General features: G+C 64.7%; 20 protein-coding genes. 7 read left to right on the top strand and 13 right to left on the bottom strand.

Going from position 1 to position 21054, the window contains the following annotated elements:
• The 5 genes from EGJ68_RS03575 to EGJ68_RS03555 form a co-directional block, all read right to left on the bottom strand.
• On the bottom strand, positions 1 to 1200 hold the full coding sequence (locus tag EGJ68_RS03575; RefSeq protein WP_158283477.1) for a uroporphyrinogen-III C-methyltransferase: 1200 nt from the start codon (positions 1198 to 1200) through the stop codon (positions 1 to 3).
• Positions 1197 to 1973 carry a uroporphyrinogen-III synthase gene (locus EGJ68_RS03570; RefSeq protein WP_123034021.1) on the bottom strand — a complete coding sequence of 259 codons (777 nt, stop codon included), beginning with the start codon at positions 1971 to 1973 and terminating at the stop codon, positions 1197 to 1199. The genes EGJ68_RS03575 and EGJ68_RS03570 overlap by 4 nt, the downstream gene beginning before the upstream one ends.
• Positions 1963 to 2895 (bottom strand): hydroxymethylbilane synthase, encoded by a 933-nt coding sequence (gene hemC, locus EGJ68_RS03565; protein ID WP_123033155.1) that lies wholly within the window; start codon positions 2893 to 2895, stop codon positions 1963 to 1965. Before hemC ends, EGJ68_RS03570 begins: the two co-directional genes overlap by 11 nt.
• 90 nt (positions 2896 to 2985) lie before the next feature.
• Positions 2986 to 3714 carry a LytR/AlgR family response regulator transcription factor gene (locus EGJ68_RS03560; protein WP_123033154.1) on the bottom strand — a complete coding sequence of 243 codons (729 nt, stop codon included), beginning with the start codon at positions 3712 to 3714 and terminating at the stop codon, positions 2986 to 2988.
• Positions 3711 to 4769, bottom strand: a complete 1059-nt coding sequence (locus EGJ68_RS03555) for a sensor histidine kinase (protein WP_123033153.1) — start codon at positions 4767 to 4769, stop codon at positions 3711 to 3713. The genes EGJ68_RS03560 and EGJ68_RS03555 overlap by 4 nt, the downstream gene beginning before the upstream one ends.
• A 113-nt stretch (positions 4770 to 4882) precedes the next feature.
• Between EGJ68_RS03555 and argH the strand changes: the two genes are divergently transcribed.
• Positions 4883 to 6286, top strand: a complete 1404-nt coding sequence (gene argH / locus EGJ68_RS03550) for an argininosuccinate lyase (RefSeq protein ID WP_123033152.1) — start codon at positions 4883 to 4885, stop codon at positions 6284 to 6286.
• A 40-nt stretch (positions 6287 to 6326) separates the two neighbouring features.
• Here the strand turns inward: argH and EGJ68_RS03545 are convergent, their stop codons facing one another.
• Positions 6327 to 7331 carry a DUF3187 family protein gene (locus EGJ68_RS03545; protein WP_158283476.1) on the bottom strand — a complete coding sequence of 335 codons (1005 nt, stop codon included), beginning with the start codon at positions 7329 to 7331 and terminating at the stop codon, positions 6327 to 6329.
• Positions 7332 to 7400: 69 nt separating this feature from the next.
• Here EGJ68_RS03545 and lptM point away from each other — a divergent pair, with 69 nt between their 5' ends.
• From lptM to EGJ68_RS03515, 6 genes are read left to right on the top strand one after another with little or no spacing between them, the layout of a single operon-like run.
• The gene (gene lptM / locus EGJ68_RS18460) at positions 7401 to 7655 is read left to right on the top strand and encodes an LPS translocon maturation chaperone LptM (protein WP_408609889.1); all 255 of its coding nucleotides are present in this window, start codon (positions 7401 to 7403) and stop codon (positions 7653 to 7655) included.
• Positions 7656 to 7669: 14 nt separating this feature from the next.
• Positions 7670 to 8920, top strand: coding sequence for a diaminopimelate decarboxylase (gene lysA, locus EGJ68_RS03535; RefSeq protein ID WP_123033150.1), 1251 nt, complete (start codon positions 7670 to 7672; stop codon positions 8918 to 8920).
• Between the two features lie 13 nt (positions 8921 to 8933).
• On the top strand, positions 8934 to 9764 hold the full coding sequence (gene dapF / locus EGJ68_RS03530) for a diaminopimelate epimerase (protein ID WP_123033149.1): 831 nt from the start codon (positions 8934 to 8936) through the stop codon (positions 9762 to 9764).
• 39 nt (positions 9765 to 9803) lie between these two features.
• Complete coding sequence (locus EGJ68_RS03525) at positions 9804 to 10511, top strand: DUF484 family protein (protein WP_123033148.1); 708 nt, start codon at positions 9804 to 9806, stop codon at positions 10509 to 10511.
• Positions 10508 to 11422, top strand: coding sequence for a tyrosine recombinase XerC (gene xerC / locus EGJ68_RS03520; protein ID WP_123033147.1), 915 nt, complete (start codon positions 10508 to 10510; stop codon positions 11420 to 11422). Before EGJ68_RS03525 ends, xerC begins: the two co-directional genes overlap by 4 nt.
• Before the next feature lie 4 nt (positions 11423 to 11426).
• A complete protein-coding gene (locus EGJ68_RS03515; protein ID WP_123034019.1) occupies positions 11427 to 12137 on the top strand; it encodes an HAD family hydrolase in 711 nt (236 codons plus the stop codon).
• Between the two features lie 32 nt (positions 12138 to 12169).
• On the opposite strand, the gene EGJ68_RS03510 is transcribed toward EGJ68_RS03515, so the two are convergent.
• From EGJ68_RS03510 to EGJ68_RS03480, 7 genes are all read right to left on the bottom strand, one after another.
• Positions 12170 to 12508, bottom strand: coding sequence for a P-II family nitrogen regulator (locus EGJ68_RS03510; RefSeq protein WP_027949744.1), 339 nt, complete (start codon positions 12506 to 12508; stop codon positions 12170 to 12172).
• Positions 12509 to 12600: 92 nt separating this feature from the next.
• The gene (gene atzF, locus EGJ68_RS03505) at positions 12601 to 14406 is read right to left on the bottom strand and encodes an allophanate hydrolase (RefSeq protein WP_123033146.1); all 1806 of its coding nucleotides are present in this window, start codon (positions 14404 to 14406) and stop codon (positions 12601 to 12603) included.
• Positions 14403 to 18014 carry an urea carboxylase gene (gene uca / locus EGJ68_RS03500; RefSeq protein ID WP_123034018.1) on the bottom strand — a complete coding sequence of 1204 codons (3612 nt, stop codon included), beginning with the start codon at positions 18012 to 18014 and terminating at the stop codon, positions 14403 to 14405. The genes atzF and uca overlap by 4 nt, the downstream gene beginning before the upstream one ends.
• A gap of 72 nt (positions 18015 to 18086) precedes the next feature.
• Complete coding sequence (locus tag EGJ68_RS03495; protein WP_123033145.1) at positions 18087 to 18728, bottom strand: urea amidolyase associated protein UAAP2; 642 nt, start codon at positions 18726 to 18728, stop codon at positions 18087 to 18089.
• A gap of 10 nt (positions 18729 to 18738) precedes the next feature.
• Positions 18739 to 19458, bottom strand: coding sequence for an urea amidolyase associated protein UAAP1 (locus EGJ68_RS03490; protein WP_123033144.1), 720 nt, complete (start codon positions 19456 to 19458; stop codon positions 18739 to 18741).
• 1 nt (position 19459) lies between these two features.
• On the bottom strand, positions 19460 to 20236 hold the full coding sequence (locus EGJ68_RS03485; protein ID WP_123033143.1) for an ABC transporter ATP-binding protein: 777 nt from the start codon (positions 20234 to 20236) through the stop codon (positions 19460 to 19462).
• Complete coding sequence (locus EGJ68_RS03480; RefSeq protein ID WP_123033142.1) at positions 20236 to 21054, bottom strand: ABC transporter permease; 819 nt, start codon at positions 21052 to 21054, stop codon at positions 20236 to 20238. The genes EGJ68_RS03485 and EGJ68_RS03480 overlap by 1 nt, the downstream gene beginning before the upstream one ends.

The following is a 21054-nucleotide window of genomic DNA, read 5'->3' as shown; positions in this document are numbered from 1 at the left end:
CTATTGCGCTCCGTCGCGCTGCAGGCGCGGCTCGGTGTAAGTCTTCAGCGCCGCCAGCGATGCGGAGATGTCCGGCAGCGGCACGGCAATGACCTCATGGGAGAGATCCTCCAGTTCGTTTGCCACGGCACTTGCCGCCGCCTCGTCCGCCAGGAAAAACTCGGTCAGCCAGCGCTGGGCGCGCTGCAGGCTCGCCTCGTACAGGGGCTGATTTCCCGATAACAACGCCACCTGTGCCTGCTGCAACAGCATGACCAGATTCTGGCGCAGCAGGCCTTCCCACTGCGGATCCACCAGCGCCTCGACCGGCACCTCACGGCGGCGCACCACAATGTATTTGGACAGGGTCGCCAGCGCCTGCTGATAGCCCTGCTGCAGGCGCTGTTGCCAGGTGTCAGCCGCTGCTGCCTCGGGGCCGTCCGACCGCTCCGGCAGCTCGAAAATCACCAGCCCGGCCACCTGGTCAACCAGTGCACCGAGACGCAGGTACAAACCCTCGACATCCAGCTCCGGCAGTGCGCGCAATGCCGCGAGGTCCTCCGCCACCGCACGCCGCACCGGGTGTAGCGCCGTGCTGTCGAGCTGGCGCAGAATACCGTCCGCGCTTTGCAGCAAGCGCCGCGCCGAGACGGCATCCCCGGCCATGATCAGCCGCTGGTTGGCGAGCCGCAACAGGTACTCAACTTCAGCCAGCAGCCAACTGTCGCGATCGCCACCGCGCAGTTGCGCGAGCTCCGCGCGCTGCTCTGCCAGGCGTGTTTCCAGGGCCTGCAGGCGGGAAGCCTGCTCCCGCACCGACGCGGCCTGGCGCTGCAGTTGTGGCTGTACCGTATTCAGGCGCTGCTCCAGCGTATCCTGCACGCTGCGTTCAAGCGCACGCAGCTCGGCACGAATCTCCGCGTCGTCCGCGGCGACCACCTGGGCACTGTGATCGACCTCTTCCAGTTCCACCAGACGTTGCAGCACCGCGGCTTCACGCGACTGCGCCTGCAGCACCAGCCACGCGGCCGCCGCGGCAAGACCGAGCACCAGCAACAGAGCGAACCAGGCGACGGCGCCGCCGCTGCGCGCCCGGGGAGCGGCCTCCAGCTGGGATGCGGGCTGTTCGGGCGCCGGCTCAGGCGCGGCATCGGGCTCTCCCCGGGGTGGCTCGGCTGCCACTGGGGGGGATGTTTCAGTCAGGTCTTTTTCATCACTCACTTCTTCTCTCCCTTCACCGGGCTCCAGTGCTCCAGGGCGCGCAACATGGCACCGTCGGAGGCATTGTCCGCAACCAGACAATGCTTGAATCCCGCTGCCATCGCCGCATCCGCAACGCGCCGCGAGGGCAATAGCAAGGTGACTCCCTGTAACTTAGTGGTTTCTTCGGGGCTAAGCAACGCCAGCATCGTGTTCAGGCCGTCACCGCTGCTGATGCAAATCACCTCGATCTGCCAATCGGCCAGCGCGGTGGCGAGAGCCCCCGGCGCCATGGATGGACTGAGGCGACGATAGCACGCAAGGGTCTCGACATGGGCACCGCGCCGGGTGAGCTCACGCCGCAACGTGTCGCGCCCTCCCTGCCCCTTCACGATCAACACCTGCTCTCCGGCACAGTCACGCAGGCCTGGCAGATTGAGCAAACCCTCACTACTCATGTTCTCGCCGGGTGTCATAGCCACTACATCAAAACCGGCGAGCGCGCGGGCCGTCCCTTCGCCCACCGCATACCAGTGCAGGCCAACCGGCAATTGAGGCCAATAGCGCTCAATGACCGGCATGCCAAAACCGACTGCATTGGCACTGACAAAAATGACATGCTGCACACGATCGAGCGCCTGCACACGGAGCCGCTCGGCGACGGGCAGGGGCGTCAAGGGCTGCAGCTGCAAAAAGGGCAGGTGATGCGCGGTGAACCCACGCGCCGCCAGCGCAGAACACAGGTGCTCGCCCTGCCCGGCGGGACGGGTGACCAGCACCGATCTAGCGACCATAGACCTCGGCCAGAATAGCGCCCGCGCCCTGCCCCAACAGGTCTTCCGCCACGGCAATGCCCAGCGCCTCCGCCTCGGCCACCGGTGCCCGGGCCTCGGCGCGCAGCAGCAGGCCACCATCCGGCCGGCCCACCAGGCCGCGCAGCCACAGCATTTCATTGCCCGACTCCAGTTCCGCGTAGCAGGCAATCGGGACCTGGCAGCCGCCCTCCAGGCGACGGTTCAGGGCACGCTCCGCGGTCACCCGCAGCGCCGTGGGCACGTTGTGTAAGGGCTGCAACAGCGTCAGCAGCTCCTGGTCGCTGCTGCGCAGCTCGATGCCCACCGCACCCTGCCCGCCAGCGGGCAGTGACTCGGTCACCGGCATGCGCTGCCGAATGCGCTCGTCCATCTGCAAGCGCAGCAGCCCGGCGGTCGCGAGGATAATGGCGTCGTACTCGCCCGCATCGAGCTTGCGCAAGCGCGTGTTCACATTCCCGCGCAGAAAGCGCACCTCAAGGTCGGGGCGCGCCGCCCGCAGCTGGCACTCCCGACGCAGGCTGGAGGTACCGACAATGCTGCCCGGCGGCAGCGTAGCCACATTATCATAGTGGTTGCTGACAAAGGCATCCCGGGGATCCTCGCGCTCACAGATCACGCCGAGGCAGAGGCCCTCGGGGAATTCCATCGGGACATCCTTCATCGAATGCACGGCGATATCCGCGCTGCCATCGAGCAATGCGGTTTCCAGCTCTTTCACGAACAGTCCCTTGCCGCCCACCTTGGCCAGCGGCACATCCAGCAGCTGGTCGCCGCGGGATGTCATGCCCAGCAGCTGTACGTCAAGGCCCGGATGGGTTTGTTGCAAGGCGTCGCGAACAAACTCGGCCTGCCACAGCGCGAGCGGACTTTCTCGGGTAGCGATGGTAATGGTACGGGACATGAACAGGTTCCTGCAGAGCGAGGCGCGATGATACCAGCCACGTCCCGGCGCTGCGACTTTGCCCGGCCGCCCGCAGCGGCGGCTGCGTTCTCAGCTCTGCTGTAACCGTGCCTTCACGGCCGCCAGGTGCCGGCGGCTGACCTGCGGTCGCAGGGCCACGCCATCCAGCTCGACCGACCAGCCGCCTTGCGTATCGCGCCGCAAGCGCTGGATGTGGCGCCGGGCTACCAGGGCGTTGCGATGCACGCGCAGGAAGTCTGCGGCGAACTCCTGCTCCAGATCCTTCAACGCGTCCTGAATCAGGAGTTCACGCCCGGGAGCGACTGCCGTCACATACTTCTGCTCCGCGATAAAGCAGCGGACCTCGGCAATGGGCAATGTCTCCAGGCCGCGGTGCCCCTGGCTACTCACCTGGGAACGACCCGCTGGCTCACCATCGGACAATGCGGCCAGCTGCACGCGATTGACCCGTCCGGCCGTGGCCAGCGCCCGGGCGAGCTCCGACTCACGCACGGGTTTCAGCAGGTAGGCAACCGCCTGATGACGCAGGGCGTCGAGCGCATATTCATCGTACGCGGTGCAAAAAATCACGGCGGGCGGTGCCGGCAAGCGGTCCATGGCCGCCGCCACCTCAATACCATCCATGCCGGGCATACGCACATCCAGCAACACCAGTGCGGGATCCTCACGCGCCAACAGCGCCAGTGCCGCCTCTCCCGAATCCGCCTCAATGACGCAGGCCTCGGGGCGCAGTCGCTGCAACAATCGACGCAGGCGCTCGCGCGCCAGCGGCTCGTCATCAACCAGCAGGACTTTCACACCAGCGACTCCACCGGGTAGCGTAATTCCACGCGAAAGTGCCCGTGGGCTTCCCACGGGCGCAAACTTGCTGCCTCACCGTAGAGCGCCAGCAGGCGCTGCTCGATGTTGGTCAACGCCATGCGCTCACCACGGCTGGCAGCGGGCGGCTCCGGTCGCGGGTTTTCGATCACCACATGCACATCGCCGTTATCCTCTGCCACAACAACGCGAACAAGCCCGCCCCCCGGCAACAGTGATATGCCGTGATACACGGCGTTTTCCACCAGCGGCTGCAGGATGAGGCTGGGCATGGGCAGCGCGCCCACGCCCTCAGCCACCTGCCAGTCCACCTGCAGGCGGTCGCCGAGGCGCAGGCGCTCGATACCAAGGTACAGCTCGCAGCGATGCACCTCTTCGGCGACGGTGTCGCCCGGTCCGGAATGACGCAGGCTAGCGCGGAACAGCTCTGCCAGATCTTCGACGGCGGCCTCGGCGCGCTCGGGATGCGAAGCAATAAGACTGGCAATACTGTTCAGGGTGTTGAACAAAAAGTGCGGGCGAATACGGGCCTGCAGCGAATCAATGCGGGCCTGCAGTTCCGAGTGCTCGCGCAGGGTCAGCTGCTGCTGCAGGTAGAAATACCGCAGGGCGATACCGGCAACCAGCGCGGCGACCAGGGTATTGCGCAACACCCACCAACGGTCGTCGGCATCCGCCATCAGCGCCGGGTAAAACCGCAGGATCAACTCGCTGGAGAGGCCCGTCACTATCACCACGAGCAGTATGCTGCCGGCCGCCGCCAACCACAGACTGTGGCGCGAAAACCAGCCGCGCAACAGGCACAGGGCCACGGCGCTCGCCAGCACCAGCCATTGCACCAGCACCGAGCCGGTCGCCAGCACCGTCCAGTCGAAGCGCGGCAGACTACTGACCGCCAGGGTGTACATCAGCACCATAAGCTCGGCGAGCAGAACCAGAAACAGGAGTGCACGCGGTGCACAGAGATCCGGAATGAAGAACGCACCCGAGGCCTGCGCTCGCGCCGCCAGCTGTTGCTCCCCCACATCCTGCATGTGCACCAACCCTTGTCCACCCCGGTGGTATACTTGCACCCAAGCGCGACCGGCACAAGCGCCAGAACGCCAGCCATGGCCTGCAGCGGGCCCCCAACCAGATACGGATCAACATGAGCAAGCAGACAGACACCAACACCCTCTGGGGCGGCCGCTTCGCCGAACCCACCGATCAATTCGTGCAGCGTTTTACCGCATCGGTCCAATTCGACCAGCGCATGGCCCGGGAAGATATCCAGGGCTCGCGCGCCCACGCCGACATGCTCTGCGCGGTGGGTGTGCTCACAGCAGAGGAACGCGAACAGATCCAGGCCGGGCTTGATCAGGTCGAAGCGGAGATTGCCCGGGGTGACTTCGGCTGGTCTATCGAGCGCGAAGACGTGCACATGAACATCGAGGCGCGCCTGACCGAGCTGATCGGCAATACCGGCAAGAAACTGCACACTGGCCGCTCGCGCAACGACCAGGTTGCCACCGACATCCGACTGCACCTGCGCGCCGCCATTGACCTCATTGCGGGAGAGCTCACCCGCCTGCAGCGCGGCACCATCGAGCTCGCCGCAGCCCAGTGCAACACCATCATGCCCGGCTTTACCCACCTGCAGACCGCACAGCCGGTGGTGTTCGGCCATCATTTGCTGGCCTGGAACGAGATGCTGGAGCGCGATTACGGCCGGCTCATGGACTGCCGCGCGCGCCTCAACCAGTCGCCGCTGGGTGCCGCCGCCCTCGCGGGCACCACCTACCCCATCGACCGCGATATGACCGCGCGCGCCCTGGGCTTCGACCGCCCCACCGCCAACTCGCTGGATTCGGTGTCAGACCGAGACTTCGCCATCGAATTCTGCAGCTTTGCCGCGCTGCTCATGACCCACCTGTCGCGCATGTCCGAGGAGCTGGTGCTGTGGACATCGGCCCAGTTCAACTTCATTGAGCTGCCGGACCGCTTCTGCACCGGTTCATCCATCATGCCGCAGAAGAAAAACCCGGATGTGCCCGAACTGGTGCGGGGCAAGGTGGGCCGGGTCAATGGGCACCTGATCTCCCTGCTCACCCTGATGAAAAGCCAGCCGCTGGCGTACAACAAGGACAACCAGGAGGACAAGGAGCCGCTGTTCGACACGATCGATACGGTGCTGGGCAGCCTGCGCGCCTTCGCCGACATGGTCCCCGCCATCCGGCCCCGCAGCGAGCAGATGCGCGAAGCGGCACGCCGTGGGTTTTCCACCGCCACGGACCTCGCCGACTATCTGGTGCGCAAGGGCCTGCCCTTTCGCGATGCCCACGAAGTGGTGGGCAAGGCCGTCGCCCACGGTGTGGCCAGCGGCGCCGACCTGGCGGAGATGTCACTTGCCACACTGCAGAGCTTCCACGCCGACATCGCCGCGGATGTGTTCGATGTGCTGACCCTGGAGGGGTCCGTTGCCGCACGCGACCACCTGGGGGGTACCGCACCGCGTCAGGTGCAGGCCGCGGCCGGCACTGCTCTGCAGCGTCTCGACGCACGGCCGGCGTAAGCGCGCCACCGTTGCCTGCCCCGGTGCAGCCGCGGGCGCATCAAGGGGTAAAGCGCAGGCTGGCCTGAAAGGTGACATCGGGGGCTGTCTCTACGCGAATATCCTCAATAAACCCGGCCTCCAGCGCCCAGCGGGGGCTCACCTGCCAGCGCGCACCCACATTCAGCAGCAGTGCCGTGGCGCCCAAGGCCGTCAAATCACTCTGCAAGGGCGCTGACTGGGCATCAATCTGGGCCAGCAAGGTCACGCGCTCATGCACTGCCCAGCCGATACCCAGCCCGGCAAACCAGAGGTCTCGCTCCTGCACGGCCTGCAGGCCTGCAATCTGGCCCGCGCGCAAGTAGCCGGCCTGCCCGAACAGTTGCCCGCGACTCCCGGCTGGCGCCCAGTTGGCCCGCAGCACCGCGAAAGCATCTTCCGCACCGCTGCCGAGGAGCTCGCGGTCTTCTCCTGTCGCCAGCTTGTAACCGAGCCCCGCGCTCACCTGCCACTCATTGTCATCGACGAGTGCGCGCTGCAGCGCGAGCGTGACATCACCCGCCCCCGAGGCACTGTCGCGCAGTGACAGAGACGCAGCGGTGGACTGGTAACGAAAATCCAGCTGGTCCCGGGGCACCGTATCGCGGCCGCCATCCGGCATACCCCACAGGCTGTGCCAGCCGTCGATCAGCGAATCAAGCGAGCCACCGCTGTGGCTCACCCAGGGCAGCTCCACCTGGAGCTCCCAGCCCGGCGCAAAGGCATAGCGCCACTCGAGGGCGAGACGGTGGGTTTCACCGTCCAGGCGCAGCGCCTCGAAGGCTGAGGCATCAAAAACGGCGTGACTGGCCAGAGCGCCGTGCGCGGCGAACGCCACATCACCCGTGGACAGCAGCGCCGCGCTGCGCGCCGAGGGCATACCGAAAAGGCCAGCCACCGGCGTCAGGTTCTTGCCGTAGAGGGGTTCAACGGCCTGTGCGGCGTTGTCCAGTAACAGCGACAGGACGAGCAGGCCGCAGCCGATGAACTGCCGTGTCGATAACAGCGGGGGAACTATGACACGCACGCGTGGGCCCTCGTGGACGATTCAGAGCTGGCTGCGCCTCGCGACGAAGCATGGGCCTGGAATCCTGCCATGATCCCGCGTGCAATTCGACCCTCTATCGCACAAGAACGCGACGTCAATTCGGGTATACTGCGCGCTTTTCACAGCGGAACCCTTGTTATGCTTCACACGCGCCTTCACTGGCTGCTCGCCCTGGCGCTACTGGCGGGCTGCGGGCAAACAGGCCCGCTGCAGCTGCCGCCCCCGGACGCCGTCAGCGTTCCGCCAGCGCCCGCCGCTGGTGCACCGCCGGCTGGCACAGCACCTTCTTCCGCAACCGATTGAGTACGCAGAGAGCCATGAGTTTTTTCCAGTTCCGTGACGGCATCTTGCATGCCGAAGACGTCACCGCAGACGCCATCGCCCAGCAGTACGGCACGCCATGCTATGTGTATTCACGCGCCGCCCTCGAAACGGCGCTGCGGGCCTACCAGGATGCCCTGGCTGACTGGCCCCACCTCATTTGCTACGCGGTCAAGGCCAACTCCAACCTCGCGGTACTCGATGTGCTGGCACGGCTCGGCGCAGGCTTTGACATCGTGTCCGTGGGCGAACTGGAGCGCGTGATTGCCGCCGGTGGTGACCCGGCGAAAACCGTGTTTTCCGGCGTGGCCAAAACGGCCGAGGAGATGGCCAGAGCGCTGGAGCTGGGCATCCACTGTTTCAACGTGGAATCCGCGGCGGAGCTCGAGGTGCTCAACCGCGTCGCCGCGCAGATGAACCTGCAGGCGCCGGTTTCCATTCGGGTGAACCCCGACGTGGATGCGCGCACCCATCCCTACATTTCCACGGGGTTGCGCGAAAACAAGTTCGGCCTGGGTGTCGACGAAGCACTGCCGCTCTACCGTCGCGCTGTGGCGCTGCCGCACATCGACGTGCGCGGCCTGGACTGTCATATCGGCTCGCAGCTGACCGAGCTCAGCCCTTTTATTGACGCCCTGCGGCGCCTGCTCCTGCTGGTCGATACGCTGGCAGACGAAGGCATCGAAATCCGCCACCTCGACCTCGGTGGCGGCCTCGGGGTGCGCTACCGCGACGAACAGCCGCCCGCTATCGCCGACTATATCGGGGCCATACGCGAAGCGCTGGGCGAACGCCGGTTACCGCTGATATTCGAGCCGGGGCGTTCGATTGCCGCGGAAGCCGGCCTTCTGCTGACCCGGGTGGAGTACCTCAAGCAGACCCCCGAGCACAATTTCGCACTGGTCGATGCGGGCATGAATGACATGATCCGCCCTGCGCTCTACCAGGCGTGGCTGGATATCCAGCCGAGTCATGCGGCGGCTGAAGGCATCAACGCCACCTGGGATATCGTCGGGCCCGTGTGCGAAACCGGGGACTTTCTTGGCAAGCAGCGCACCCTGTGTCTGCGCGAAGGCAGCCTGTTGGCCATGTTCGGTGCCGGCGCCTATGGCTTCAGCATGAGCTCCAATTACAACAGCCGGCCGCGCGCCGCAGAGGTAATGGTGGATGGTGACGCCGTGCACGTTGTGGGCGCGCGCGAAACCCTTGAAGACCTGTTGCGGCGCGAATGCCGCCTGCCGGCCTGAGGAATACTCGGCAATGTTGCTCAAGTTCACCAAGATGCACGGCGCGGGGAATGACTTTGTGGTCATCGACCTGATCACGCAGCGCTACCAACCGCGTGAAGACGACATACGGCGTCTTGCCGACCGGCACTTCGGCATCGGCTGCGACCAGGTGCTGCTGGTGGAGACGCCAGACAGCCCCGAGGTGGACTTTCGCTATCGTATCTTCAACGCCGATGGCAGCGAGGTGGAGAACTGTGGCAATGGCGCCCGCTGCTTCGCGCGCTTCGTGCGCGACAAACAGCTGACCGGCAAGCGCGTTATCCGCGTGCAGACCGCCGGCGGTGTGCTGGAGTTGCGGCTGCGCGACAAGCATCATGTGGAAGTCGATATGGGCGCCCCGATTTTCGAGCCCGCGCGCATTCCCCTGATAGCGAATGCCACGGCAGACCACTACGTACTGGAGGTAAACGGCCAGCCACTGGAGATCGGCGCGCTGTCGATGGGCAACCCCCACGCCATAGTGCGCGTCGACGACACGGCCGCTGCACCGGTCGCCACGCTTGGCCCGGCCATCGAACGGCACCCGCGCTTCCCGCAGCGGGCCAATGCCGGCTTCATGCAGGTTCTTTCAGAGCAGGAGATCAAGCTGCGCGTTTACGAGCGCGGAGCGGGCGAAACGCTGGCCTGTGGCACGGGCGCCTGCGCGGCGGCGGTCTATGGCATGTTGCGCGGCTGGCTGCGTGATACCGTGACAGTTCACCTGCCTGGCGGTAAGCTTGAGATACACTGGCCGGGCCCCGGCAAGCCGGTGACCATGACCGGCCCGACAGCCGTTGTGTTCGAGGGCAGTATCAGAATATGACGGCGGCACAGGCGCGCCGGGGATAACGGAGACCAGACCATGTCAGCCAGGAAGGAACCGGCCATCACTGCCGACAGCAACGCACTGACCGACGACAGCGTTCGCGAATACCTGAAGAATCACAGCGACTTTTTGCAGCGCCACCCGGACATGCTGGACTTCCTGCACGTGAACCACGCCTCGGGCAGCGCGGTATCTCTGGTGGAAAAACAGGTCAGCGTACTGCGCGAGCGCAACACCGAGATGCGCCAGCGACTCAATGCGCTCACCGCCAATGCGCGCAGTAACGACAAGCTGTACGAGCAGACCCGGCACCTGGTGCTGGCGCTGCTGGAGGCCGAGTCCGTGCCTGCGCTCTGCGCGGCTTATCGCCGTGCCATGCAGGACGACTTTGATGTTGAGCATACAAGCATCATCCTCTTCGGCGACCCGGCCAGCGCGTCTGATGGTGTGCGCGTGGTGCCTGCGGAAACCGCCCAGGCCGCCGTCGGCGCGCTACTCCGCGGCCGCAAGGCAGTCTGCGGCCCCCTGCGCCGGGAAGAACTCGACTTCCTCTTCGAGGGGGCTGGCAGCGTGGGTTCCGCAGCCGTGATGCCGCTACTCGGCGAGGAAGAGATCGGGGTCATTGCCGTGGGCAGCTCGGATGCCCACCACTACACCAGCGCCATGGGCACCCTGTTCCTGCAACACATTGCCGAGGTCCTGGTGCGGCTTCTGCCCCGCCTGGAAGCGCCGGCGCGGGCATGACAGCGGAGACAACGGCGCTGCAAACGGCCAGTGAGGCGTTTATTCGCTACCTGCGCGATGTGCGCCAGCTGTCACCACACACCGTAAGCAACTATCAGCGCGATCTGGCGAGCCTGATCGCCTGCTGTGACGAGCGCAGGCGCACCGACCCTGCCGAATTGCACGAGGCCGATATTCGCGCCTGGGTGAGCCAGCTGCGCCGCCAGGGCCTTGCCGGCAGCAGTATCCAGCGCGCGCTCTCCGCGGTACGCTCCTTTTTTACCTATCTGGGCCGGGAACAAGGGCACAGCCGCAACCCGGCCGCCGCCGTGCAGGCACCCCGGCAACCGCGCCGCCTGCCGCGGACACTGGATACCGATCAGGTCAACCGCTATCTGCAATTCAGTGACGATGACCTCACCGCGCGCCGCGACAGCGCTATTGCCGAACTCTTCTATTCTTCCGGCCTGCGCCTGGCTGAGCTGGCCGCCGTCAACGTTGGCGACATTGATCGCCACGAACAATTGCTGACTGTCACCGGCAAGGGGCGCAAGACACGCACAGTGCCCGTCGGCGCGGTAGCGCTCGCCGCGGTAGAACGCTGGTTGCAGGTGCGCCCGCAGAGTACCGACCCGGCCCTGTTCCTGAGCCAGCGAGGCTCGCGTATCAGCGTGCGCAATATTCAGGATCGCTTGCGGCTGCAGGGCCGGCGCGCGGGCATGTATCAGGATGTGCATCCGCACATGCTGCGCCACTCCTTCGCCAGCCACATGCTGGAGTCCAGTGGTGACCTGCGTGCCGTGCAGGAGTTGTTGGGGCATGCCAATATCGCCACCACCCAGATCTACACGCATCTGGACTTCCAGCACCTGGCCAAGGTCTACGATGCAGCGCACCCGCGTGCGCGCCGGCGCAAGCCCGGCGGAGACTGAGCCGATGGCCATACGCGTAATTACCTTCGACCTCGACAACACCCTGTGGGATGTAGAGCCCGCACTGCTGCGTGCCGAACAGACGCAGCGTGAGTGGCTGCTGCAACACCGCCCGGGGAGCATCGAACAGCACGACCACGACAGCCTGTGGGAATTCAAGAAGCGGGTGTGGAAACAGCACCCGGAGCTGGCTCATCACGTCAGTCAGATGCGTGTGCGCATGTTGTTCGAGCTGCAGCGCGCAGCGGGCTACAGCGAGGCCGACAGCGAGGCCGGGGCGCGCGAGGCCTTCGCCGCTTTTTTGCAGGAGCGCCACAAGGTGGAGTTGTACGCAGAGGCCCTGGAGGTACTGCAGCGACTGGCCCGTGACTACCGGTTGGGGGCGCTGACCAACGGCAATGCAGACATCTACAAAACCGATGCAGCGGAGTATTTCGATTTCGCTTTTCTCGCCGAGGATGTGGGGGCGAGCAAGCCGGCGGCCGACATGTTCCACGCGGCGCTGGCGCGCACCGGTGCGGCGGCCGGCGAAATTGTGCACGTGGGCGACAATCCGGAGCACGATATTCTCGGCGCGCAGCAGGTTGGCCTGCGCACCGTCTGGGTGAATCTTGCCAGCGCGCCTTGGGAACCTGCGGACTACCGGGCGGATGCCGAGGTGACCGCACTGCGCGACCTGCCTGCCGCCATCGCGGGACTGGGTACGGCCGGCTAGGCGCCCCCGGCTAGGCGCCCCCGACTGGCATTTTAAATGGCGTTTTCGCCCGTCTCGCCGGTGCGAATGCGGATAACCTGTTCCATCTCGGTCACGAAAATCTTGCCATCGCCGATCTTGCCGGTATTGGCCGCCTGGATGATGGCGTCTATGGTTGAGGACACCTGGCTTTCTCCCACCGCAATTTCCAGCTTCAGCTTGGGCAGGAAATCCACCACGTACTCCGCACCCCGATACAGCTCCGTATGCCCACGCTGGCGCCCGAAGCCCTTGACCTCGGTAACGGTGATTCCCTGCACGCCTATTTCCGCAAGTGCGGCGCGCACGTCGTCCATTTTGAACGGTTTGATGATGGCGGTAACCAGTTTCATGCAAGCATCTCCGAAAATCGGCAAAGCCAGCAGTATACGCCATAGACTGGCCAGTGGGCACAGCCCCTGCCGTTCACGACAAGCCGGGGCGATTACCGCCCAGCCAGCCAGGCGCGCCAGCCACCGAGGTGGGTGATGTCTTCGGTGGCGCTCGATACCCCCTGCGGCTCACAGATAAAGCCGCTGACCCAGCGTCCGTCAGCCAGCTCTACCTTGCCGATACCCAGAGGCGCGGGAATGCCCGCGACAAAACTGCCCAGCTCGGACGTGGGGATGGACCACACCTCCACCTCGATTGCCTGGCCTCCCGCTTCGTCCCGCACCATGCCGGGACGCATCGGCGGCCCGCCCGCCAGCACATGCAGCCGGTAGCAGGGGGCGCTCTGCGTACGCGCAAGTAGCGTTGCACCGCGCTCAACCAGTTGCCAGTTCAGCGGCAGGCCTTCAAGGTGCGCACCGCACACCAGAAGCTCCGTGTACGCCGGATTGGCCACCGCGGGCGCCGCGCTGGCAACCGGATCCAGCTCAAGTGCACCCAGCGGCAAGGGCAGCAGCGCCCGCAAGCGATTGGCAATCGACAGTAGCGCGCGGTCGTCGAAGGCGCGGCCGGCAAGCGTGACGCCAAAGGGCAGGCCCTGTGCCGTAAACGCTGTCGGTACCGCAACCGCCGCCATATCCAGCAGGTTCATGAAATTGGTGTAATAGCCCAGTTGTGCGTTGTATAACACCGGCTCCTCGAGTAACTCCGCAATACTGAACAGGCGCCCCGCGGTGGGTGTGAGCAGACAATCCAGACCCGCCACCGCCGCCTCGCACTGCTGGCGCAACGCAGCCAATTGGTACTGTGCCTGGAACAGCTCCGTTGCCCGCGGCGCCTCGCCCTGCGCCACAATGCCCCGCACCACCGGATGGATGGCTGCGGGATTCGTCGTCAGCATCGACTCGCAGGCGATATAGCGCTCCGCCACCCACGGGCCGTCGTAGAGCAGGCGCGCGGCCTGGTCGAAGGGCGCGTAATCGACCGTGACCAGTTCAATGCCGGCAGCCGTCAGCGCGGCCAGCGTCTGCCGGTAGGCGGCTTCGTAGTCACGGTCACCGAAGAATTGCAGCTGCGCGTCGTCGAGTACCCCGATCCTGAGCGGCCCGGTGCGCATCCCGTAGTGTCGCGTGGTATTGGCAAAGGGATTGCGGCGACTGAAGGCATCTTCGGCGTCGTGGCCTTCTGCCGAGGTGAGCACCCGCTCTGCATCATCGGTGTCGAGGGCGAACAGGCTGATGCAATCAAGGCTGCGACAGGCGGGAACCAAGCCGCTGGCGGATAACAGTCCCCGGGTGGGCTTCAGGCCCACCAGGTTATTGAAGCAGGCCGGTACCCTACCGGAGCCCGCCGTGTCCGTGCCCAGGCTGAAACTGGCGAGACCCAGGGCCACCGCAACCGCCGAGCCGGAACTCGAACCACCGGAAATGTAATCGGGGGCGAAGGCGTTGTGGCAGGGACCGTGGGGCGAACGCGTGCCATTGAGGCCCGTGGCAAACTGGTCAAGATTGGTCTTGCCCACAGGAATGGCACCGGCAGCAAGCAGCTGTTGCACAACGCGAGCAGACTGCGTCGGCGTGTAAGCGAACGCCGGGCAACCGGCGGTGGTAGGTATACCAGCCAGGTCGATGTTGTCCTTGATGGCAAACGGTACCCCCCACAGAGGGTGCGTTGCCGGGTCGCGATCCGCCAGTGCATCCACCCATGTCGCCTGCTCCCGAGCGCTGCACAGGTGTATCCAGATGTTATGCGCCGCGTACTCTGCAGCACGCTGGCGAATCTCCTCCAGCAACGCACCGGGCGTCAGTTCACCTGCCGCATACGCCGCCCGCAGGCCGGGAATCGTCATGTTGCGGCTCATAGCGAAGCTCCTTCACTGTCTTCAAGGACCACCAGGGCCTGCCCTGCAGCGACCCGACTACCGGGTGACAGCAAAACCTGGCTGACAACAGCATCACAGGGCGCAAAGACCGCTATCTCCATCTTCATCGACTCCAGCACCACCAGCGGCTCACCGCGGCGCACACTGTCGCCTACCTGCACGTTCAGCTGCCAGACGCTGCCGGAAACCGGGCTGTCTACCACCGTTGCCGTGTCGGGCCAGCTCTGCTCGGTCACCGCTTCCGGCACATCTTCTTCAGCAAAATTGAACTGACCGTTGGCATGCCATTGGGCCAGTTCGGCGGCAAAAGCCTGCTGACGGTGGTCGCGGAAGCTGTCGATGGCGCCCGCATTACTGGCGACAAAGTCCTCGTAATCCGCCAACGAAAACTGTGTCTCTTCTATCTTCAGCGGATAGCGCCCCTGCGGAAAATCGCGGCGGATTTGCTCAAGCTCAGCGTGACTCACCTCGTAGAAGCGGATCTGGTCGAAGAAGCGCAATAGCCAGGGCTGCTCGAACTCCGCGGTGCGCCGGTAACGATTCCACATCTGCAGGGTGCGGCCGACAAACTGGTAGCCGCCCGGCCCCTCCATGCCGTACACACAGAGGTAGGAGCCGCCAATGCCCACGGAGTTTTCCGCCGTCCAGGTACGTGCCGGGTTGTACTTGGTGGTCACCAGACGGTGTCGGGGGTCTACCGGCGTGGCCACCGGTGCGCCGAGGTAAACATCGCCCAGGCCCATGACCAGATAAGAGGCATCGAAAACAATGCGCTTCACGGCCTCGATATCCTCCAGGCCGTTGATGCGGCGAATGAATTCCAGGTTGCTCGGGCACCAGGGCGCATCCTTGCGCACGGACTGCGTGTACTTCTCAATAGCGAGCCGGCAGGCCTCATCATCCCAGGAGAGCGGCAGGTGCACGATGCGCGAAGGCACGCTCAGCTGCGCGAGCTGTGTGGACAGGTCCCGCTCTCCCCGCTCCAGATGCGACAGCAGCGCTGCGTGGCTGAGGACCTGGCTGTCGAAATGGATCTGCAGCGAGCGGATGCCCGGGATCAACTCGCGCAACCCGGGAAGCGCATAGGCCTGCAGCCACTGCATCAGCGCATGGGCGCGGAAGCGCAGGCGAATATCGAGGGCCTGTTCACCGTATTCCACCAGCAGGAAGTGATCCCCCGCCGCGCGACAGACAATTTCGTCACCGAACACCTCGGCAGGAAAACGCGCCAGAACCGGCGACTCCGGCGCAGCCGGTTGCCACTCGCAAGGCACCGCAGCCAGGGCGTCTATCGCCTCGCTCTGGGCGGCTTCCAGTGCCACGGCCTGTGCCACGGAGACGGCGACGAAACGCAGGCTGTCGCCGGCACGCAGTTGCCCCAGCTTCCACAAATCCGCGGTGATGACGGTTGCGGGGCATACGAAGCCGCCCAGTGAAGGGCCATCCGGGCCGAGGATAACCGGCATGTCACCGGTGAAATCCACGGTGCCGAAAGCGTAACCGTTGTCGTGGATATTCGAGGGATGCAGGCCCGCTTCACCGCCGTCAGCGCGTGCCCACTGGGGCTTAGGCCCGATCAGGCGCACGCCGGTTCGACTGGAGTTGTAGTGCACTTCCCAATCAGTGGCAAAAAACGTGGCGATATCCGCATCGGTGAAGAAATCGGGGGCGCCGTGGGGCCCATAGATCACCCTCACCTGCCACTGCCGGTTGATGTCGGGACGCAGCGCGGCGGGCAACTCCTGCGCCGGCGCAGCAACCGGGCCCGCAGTCAGCTGCAGCACATCCCCGGCGCGCAGGGCCCGCCCGTTGTGGCCACCAAACTGGCCCAGCGTAAATGTGGAGCGTGAACCGAGGTACTCTGGACACTGAAACCCCCCGCGCACGGCAAGATAGGCACGCGCACCGGAATCGCGCACGCGACCCAGGTGCAGCGTCTGGCCCGCGCCCACGGTAACCACCTGCCACTGGGGCACCGATTGCTCATCGAGCGTGGCCTCGATCTCGGCGCCGGCAATCACTATCTGTGTCGCCACGGCAAAACGCAGCTGTGGTCCCTGCAGGGTGATTTCCAGGGCACTCGCGTCCGCCGCATTCTGCAACAGGCGATTGGCAAGGCGGAACGAGTAGCTGTCGAAGGGGCCGGAGGGTGGCACACCCACATCCCAGTGCCCCTGGCGGCCCGGGTAGTCCTGCAGGGTAGTTTGGGTGCCACCCTGCAGCACGTCCACGCGGGCGGGGGTGTGGCTGAAACGATTCAGGTAACGCGTGGTCACCTCACCCCGCGCCAGCGTTGCATCGCGGCTCAGGGCACGCAGGTAGTCCAAATTGGTCTCACTGCCATACAGCTCAATGGCGTCCAGCGTGTGCTGCAGCTTCTGCAGCGCCGCGGCGCGATCATCGGCATGCACGATGACCTTGGCCAGCATGGGGTCGAAAAAGGGCGGAACCTCAATGCCGGATTCAATCCAGTGGTCTATACGTACGCCATCGCCGGCGGGAAACTGCACGTGGCTGAGCAACCCGGCACAGGGCTGAAAGTCCAGCCAGGGGTCCTCGGCGTAGACGCGCACCTGAATCGCGTGTCCGGACGGCGCCAGCAGCGCCCGCTCGGCGTCCAGCTCTGGCGGTGTTCCGGCCGCAATGCGCAACATCCACTCGACCAGGTCGACCCCGAACACTTCCTCCGTGACGCCGTGCTCGACCTGCAGGCGCGTATTCACTTCGAGAAAATAAAATGCCGCAGTTTCGGCGTCAAAGATGAATTCAACGGTGCCCGCGTTGCGGTAGGCCACACTGGAAAGCAGGCGCTCGGCGGTACTGTGCAGGGCGGTGCGTGTGGCGTCGTCCAGGTTGGGGGCCGGACACTCCTCTACCACTTTCTGGTTGCGGCGCTGACTGGAGCAATCGCGTTCCCCCAGCGCCAGCGCCTTACCCTGGCCATCACCCACGATCTGTACCTCGATGTGACGGGCCGAGGCGATGAATTTTTCCAGGAACACACTGTCATCGGCGAAGTTGTTGGCACCCAGGCGACGCACGGAATCAAAGGCACCCACCAGTTCCTGCGCATCGTGGCAGAGCTGCATGCCGATGCCGCCGCCGCCAGCCGTGCTTTTCAGCATCACCGGGTAGCCAATGCGCGCCGCCTCCTGCTCGGCCGCGGCGAGGTTGTCGAGCAATCCGGAGCCCGGCAGCAACGGCACGCCCGCCTCCTCCGCCAGCGCCCGCGCCCGGTGCTTGAGGCCAAAGGCCTGCATCTGCTCCGCCGTCGGACCGATAAACGCGATGCCCTCTGCCTCGCAACGCGCGACGAAGGTGGCGTTCTCACTGAGGAAGCCGTAGCCGGGATGAATTGCCTGGGCGCCGCATTCGCGCGCCACTTCCAGAATGCGGTCCATGTTGAGGTAGGTGTCTGCGGCGCCGCCCTCACCCAGACAGAAGGCCTGGTCCGCCTGACGCACGTGCAGGCTTTCGGCATCGCACGCCGCATACACCGCGACAGAGCGGATCTCCAGTCGGCGCAGCGTGCGCAGGATGCGGGTGGCGATAGCTCCGCGGTTGGCTACAAGTACTGTGTCGAACATCATCAAACCTGGCGCGGGTCGTCCCGTCTTGTCGCTACCTGTTGTGGTCGTCCACCACAGGGGTTATCGAATTCAGTGATCCCAGACCAACACCTCAACGGGTGTCGGATTGAAACCGTTGCAGGGGTTATTCAGCTGCGGGCAGTTGGATATGAGCACCACCACGTCCATCAATGCGGTCATTTCCACATATTTACCCGGCGCGGAAATACCGTCCTCGAAGGTGAGCCCGCCCGCTTCCGTCACCGGCACGTTCATGAAGAAATTGATATTGTGGCCAATGTCGCGCTTGCCAATGCCGTATTCCGGGTGTTCGGCAATGGCCAGCATCCAGCTATCGCGACAGGAGTGCATGCAGCGTTTTTCCAGGTCGTAGCGCACCGTGTTGCTCTCGCTGGCGCAAGCCCCCCCCAGCGTGTCGTGGCGGCCGCAGGTGTCGGCAACAATTTCCAGCATGGGGGTATTGCGGGTGGAACGCAGTACCGACCCCGCGGTCAGGTAGACATTGCCCTGCTCCCGAATGGTGTCGGCGGCGCTGTAGCGCTCACTGCTGTCGTCGGCGCTGTAAAACAGCGTATCGGCCGCCTGGTTGCCTTCGCTATCCAGGATGCGCAGAGTCTGACCGGCGTTCAGGCGCCCCAGGTAATAATCACCCGCCGGCACGGTGGTGCGATCGCTTGCTTCTTCGGGAAGACGTGCACTTTCAGTCAACATGACGGGCTCCTCAACGTCCCAGGTGATACAGCATATTGTTGCGAAAGCCCCGACGGTTCTCTTCGCAGTGGTTCAGGCAAGCGTCGTCTTCCGCTACCGGGTCCGCCTTGCCCAGGGCAATGCGCACAGGGCTGCGCGGGTAAGCCAACGCCTGACTCAGGGGGTGTGGGCAGGCATGCAGCAACACCAGTGTGTCCATTTCAAAACGCAGCTTCACGTGGCTGCCGGCAGGGCTGTGGTCCTGCAGCAAGCGCAGGTTGCCACTGGCATCGGTGGCCACCCGGCTGAACCAGTTGATGTTCGCCGCCATGTCCGCTGCGCCAAGCCCGTATTTGGCCAGTTCAACGAGGAAGGCATCGTGACCGTTCTGGTGCCAGTCATTGCGGTCTGCCTGATAGTCGCGTCCACCCCACCGCGCCGCCACATGCTCGGCGTGTGAATTGCCGCAGACCGTTTCATGCCAGCCAGCCGAATCTTCGATGACAGAGGCGAATATACGGCCCATATCCGAATACAGGCAGTGACCCCGGGTCAGCTTGAAGGTGTGCTGGCATTTCAGCGTGTCGGGGGCGTTATACCGTTCCAGCAGGTTCTCCGGGTTGTAAAAAAGCATGCCGAGGTTGGCGTTGCCCGCCAGGTCGGTAAGCCGCATTTCGGTGCCTCTGCGCAGGCGCAGTGACCAATGGCCCCCGGGGGCGATTTCGGTTTCGTAATCCCATGCGTTCATCATGTCAGGCCGTCTCTGTGACTGCGCGCGCCAGGTCGCGATCGATATCGGAAAGGGTATCCCGGTCAATCTTGCCTACCGGGAGGTCGTAGGTGATGGTGGCCCCGTAGGCATTCGGCGCCTGCGGGTCGTGCCGCGTCTTGTCAAACACCCACAAACGGGTGCCAAGGTAGAAGCCTTCTTTCAGGTCGTGCGTCACCATGAATACCGTGAGCCGGTACTGGCGCCAGAGCCGCAAGACCAGGTCGTGCATGTCGGCGCGGATGCCGGGATCGAGCGCCCCGAAAGGCTCGTCGAGCAGGAGAATACCAGGGCGACCGAGCAGCGCCTGGGCTATCGCCAGGCGCTGGCGCATGCCACCGGACAATTCTGCCGGATAGAGGCCCTGCGCGTGGGACAGGCCCACTTCTTCGAGCAGCCCCAGAGCCTCTTCCCGCGCCTCGCGGCGCGCGCTGCCAAACAGTGCACCGGTGAGGCTGCGGCGGGCAAAGCCGCGTGCCGCCATGACATTTTGCAGCACGGTCATGTGCGGGAATACCGAGTACTGCTGGAACACGATGCCGCGATCCGGCCCTGGCTCACCCGGCACCGGCTTGCCGTGCAGCAGCAATTCGCCGCTGCTGACAGGCTCGGTGCCCAGCAGCATGTTGAGGAAGGTGCTCTTGCCGCAACCGGAGGTGCCCACCAGGGTAACGAACTCACCCTCCTGCACCTGCAGATTGATGCGTTCCAGCACCACCTTGTCGCCGAACTTCTTCCACAGATTGCGCGCTTCAATCATCACTGGCCTCCGTGATGGTGCCACGGAAACAGGCGACGGCTGAGGGTTGCGAGCAGCGCGTCGATCACAAACGCCAGCAGCGTTATCCAGGCCACGTAGGGCAGGATGACGTCCATCGCCATATAGCGCCGCACCAGAAAGATGCGATAGCCCAGCCCCTCAGTCGCCGCGATGGCTTCCGCCGCGATGAGAAACAGCCAGCCGGCACCCAGCGACAGCCGCACGGCATCCACCAGGCGCGGCATCAACTGCGGCAGCAGCACCCGACAGATAATCTGGCTGGTGTTGGCGCCGAGGGTTTGCGCCTTCACCAGCTGCTCAGAGGGAATCTCCTGCGTGCGCCGTTGTATGTCGCGCGCGATGAACGGGGTAATGCCAATGGCGATCAAGGCCACCTTAGACAGCTCACCGAGACCGAACACAATGAACAGCACCGGCAGAATCGCCAGCGGCGGAATCAACGAGACGACCGTGAGCAGCGGGCTGGCAGAGGCGGACACCAGCGGCAAGGCCCCGGTAAACAGGCCCAGCGCGAGTCCGATCGCAGACGCAATGAGCACGCCCATCCCAAGACGGGTGAGGCTGCTCAGGGTGTCCTCCCAGAACAGGTAATCTCCACTGCGCTTGCTGGGCTCGAAAGCCATGCGCTCAATGGCATCGCCAATCTGGGTAAAGCTTGGCAGCAGCTTGTCAGAGGGGTTCTCTGTCAGCCGCGCCTCCGAGGCGAACATGTACAGCAGCACCAGCAGCACAAAGGGCAGCAGGCCCAGCAGCACGCGCAGCATCGGCGCAGGTGTCTGGTTGATGAGGCGCTTCAT

Source organism: Haliea alexandrii (assembly GCF_003719295.1).
Taxonomy (GTDB): domain Bacteria; phylum Pseudomonadota; class Gammaproteobacteria; order Pseudomonadales; family Halieaceae; genus Haliea; species Haliea alexandrii.
This window is presented reverse-complemented; position numbering and strand designations above follow the sequence as displayed.

Excerpts from the sequence above, each read along its gene's own strand:
- EGJ68_RS03570 (WP_123034021.1), bottom strand. The coding sequence starts at position 1,973 with ATGGTCGCTAGATCGGTGCTGGTCACCCGTCCCGCCGGGCAGGGCGAG.
- hemC (WP_123033155.1), bottom strand. The coding sequence starts at position 2,895 with ATGTCCCGTACCATTACCATCGCTACCCGAGAAAGTCCGCTCGCGCTG.
- EGJ68_RS03555 (WP_123033153.1), bottom strand. The coding sequence starts at position 4,769 with ATGCAGGATGTGGGGGAGCAACAGCTGGCGGCGCGAGCGCAGGCCTCG.
- argH (WP_123033152.1), top strand. The coding sequence starts at position 4,883 with ATGAGCAAGCAGACAGACACCAACACCCTCTGGGGCGGCCGCTTCGCC.
- lptM (WP_408609889.1), top strand. The coding sequence starts at position 7,401 with ATGATCCCGCGTGCAATTCGACCCTCTATCGCACAAGAACGCGACGTC.
- lysA (WP_123033150.1), top strand. The coding sequence starts at position 7,670 with ATGAGTTTTTTCCAGTTCCGTGACGGCATCTTGCATGCCGAAGACGTC.
- dapF (WP_123033149.1), top strand. The coding sequence starts at position 8,934 with ATGTTGCTCAAGTTCACCAAGATGCACGGCGCGGGGAATGACTTTGTG.
- EGJ68_RS03525 (WP_123033148.1), top strand. The coding sequence starts at position 9,804 with ATGTCAGCCAGGAAGGAACCGGCCATCACTGCCGACAGCAACGCACTG.
- xerC (WP_123033147.1), top strand. The coding sequence starts at position 10,508 with ATGACAGCGGAGACAACGGCGCTGCAAACGGCCAGTGAGGCGTTTATT.
- EGJ68_RS03515 (WP_123034019.1), top strand. The coding sequence starts at position 11,427 with ATGGCCATACGCGTAATTACCTTCGACCTCGACAACACCCTGTGGGAT.
- EGJ68_RS03510 (WP_027949744.1), bottom strand. The coding sequence starts at position 12,508 with ATGAAACTGGTTACCGCCATCATCAAACCGTTCAAAATGGACGACGTG.
- atzF (WP_123033146.1), bottom strand. The coding sequence starts at position 14,406 with ATGAGCCGCAACATGACGATTCCCGGCCTGCGGGCGGCGTATGCGGCA.
- uca (WP_123034018.1), bottom strand. The coding sequence starts at position 18,014 with ATGTTCGACACAGTACTTGTAGCCAACCGCGGAGCTATCGCCACCCGC.
- EGJ68_RS03495 (WP_123033145.1), bottom strand. The coding sequence starts at position 18,728 with ATGTTGACTGAAAGTGCACGTCTTCCCGAAGAAGCAAGCGATCGCACC.
- EGJ68_RS03490 (WP_123033144.1), bottom strand. The coding sequence starts at position 19,458 with ATGATGAACGCATGGGATTACGAAACCGAAATCGCCCCCGGGGGCCAT.
- EGJ68_RS03485 (WP_123033143.1), bottom strand. The coding sequence starts at position 20,236 with ATGATTGAAGCGCGCAATCTGTGGAAGAAGTTCGGCGACAAGGTGGTG.
- EGJ68_RS03480 (WP_123033142.1), bottom strand. The coding sequence starts at position 21,054 with ATGAAGCGCCTCATCAACCAGACACCTGCGCCGATGCTGCGCGTGCTG.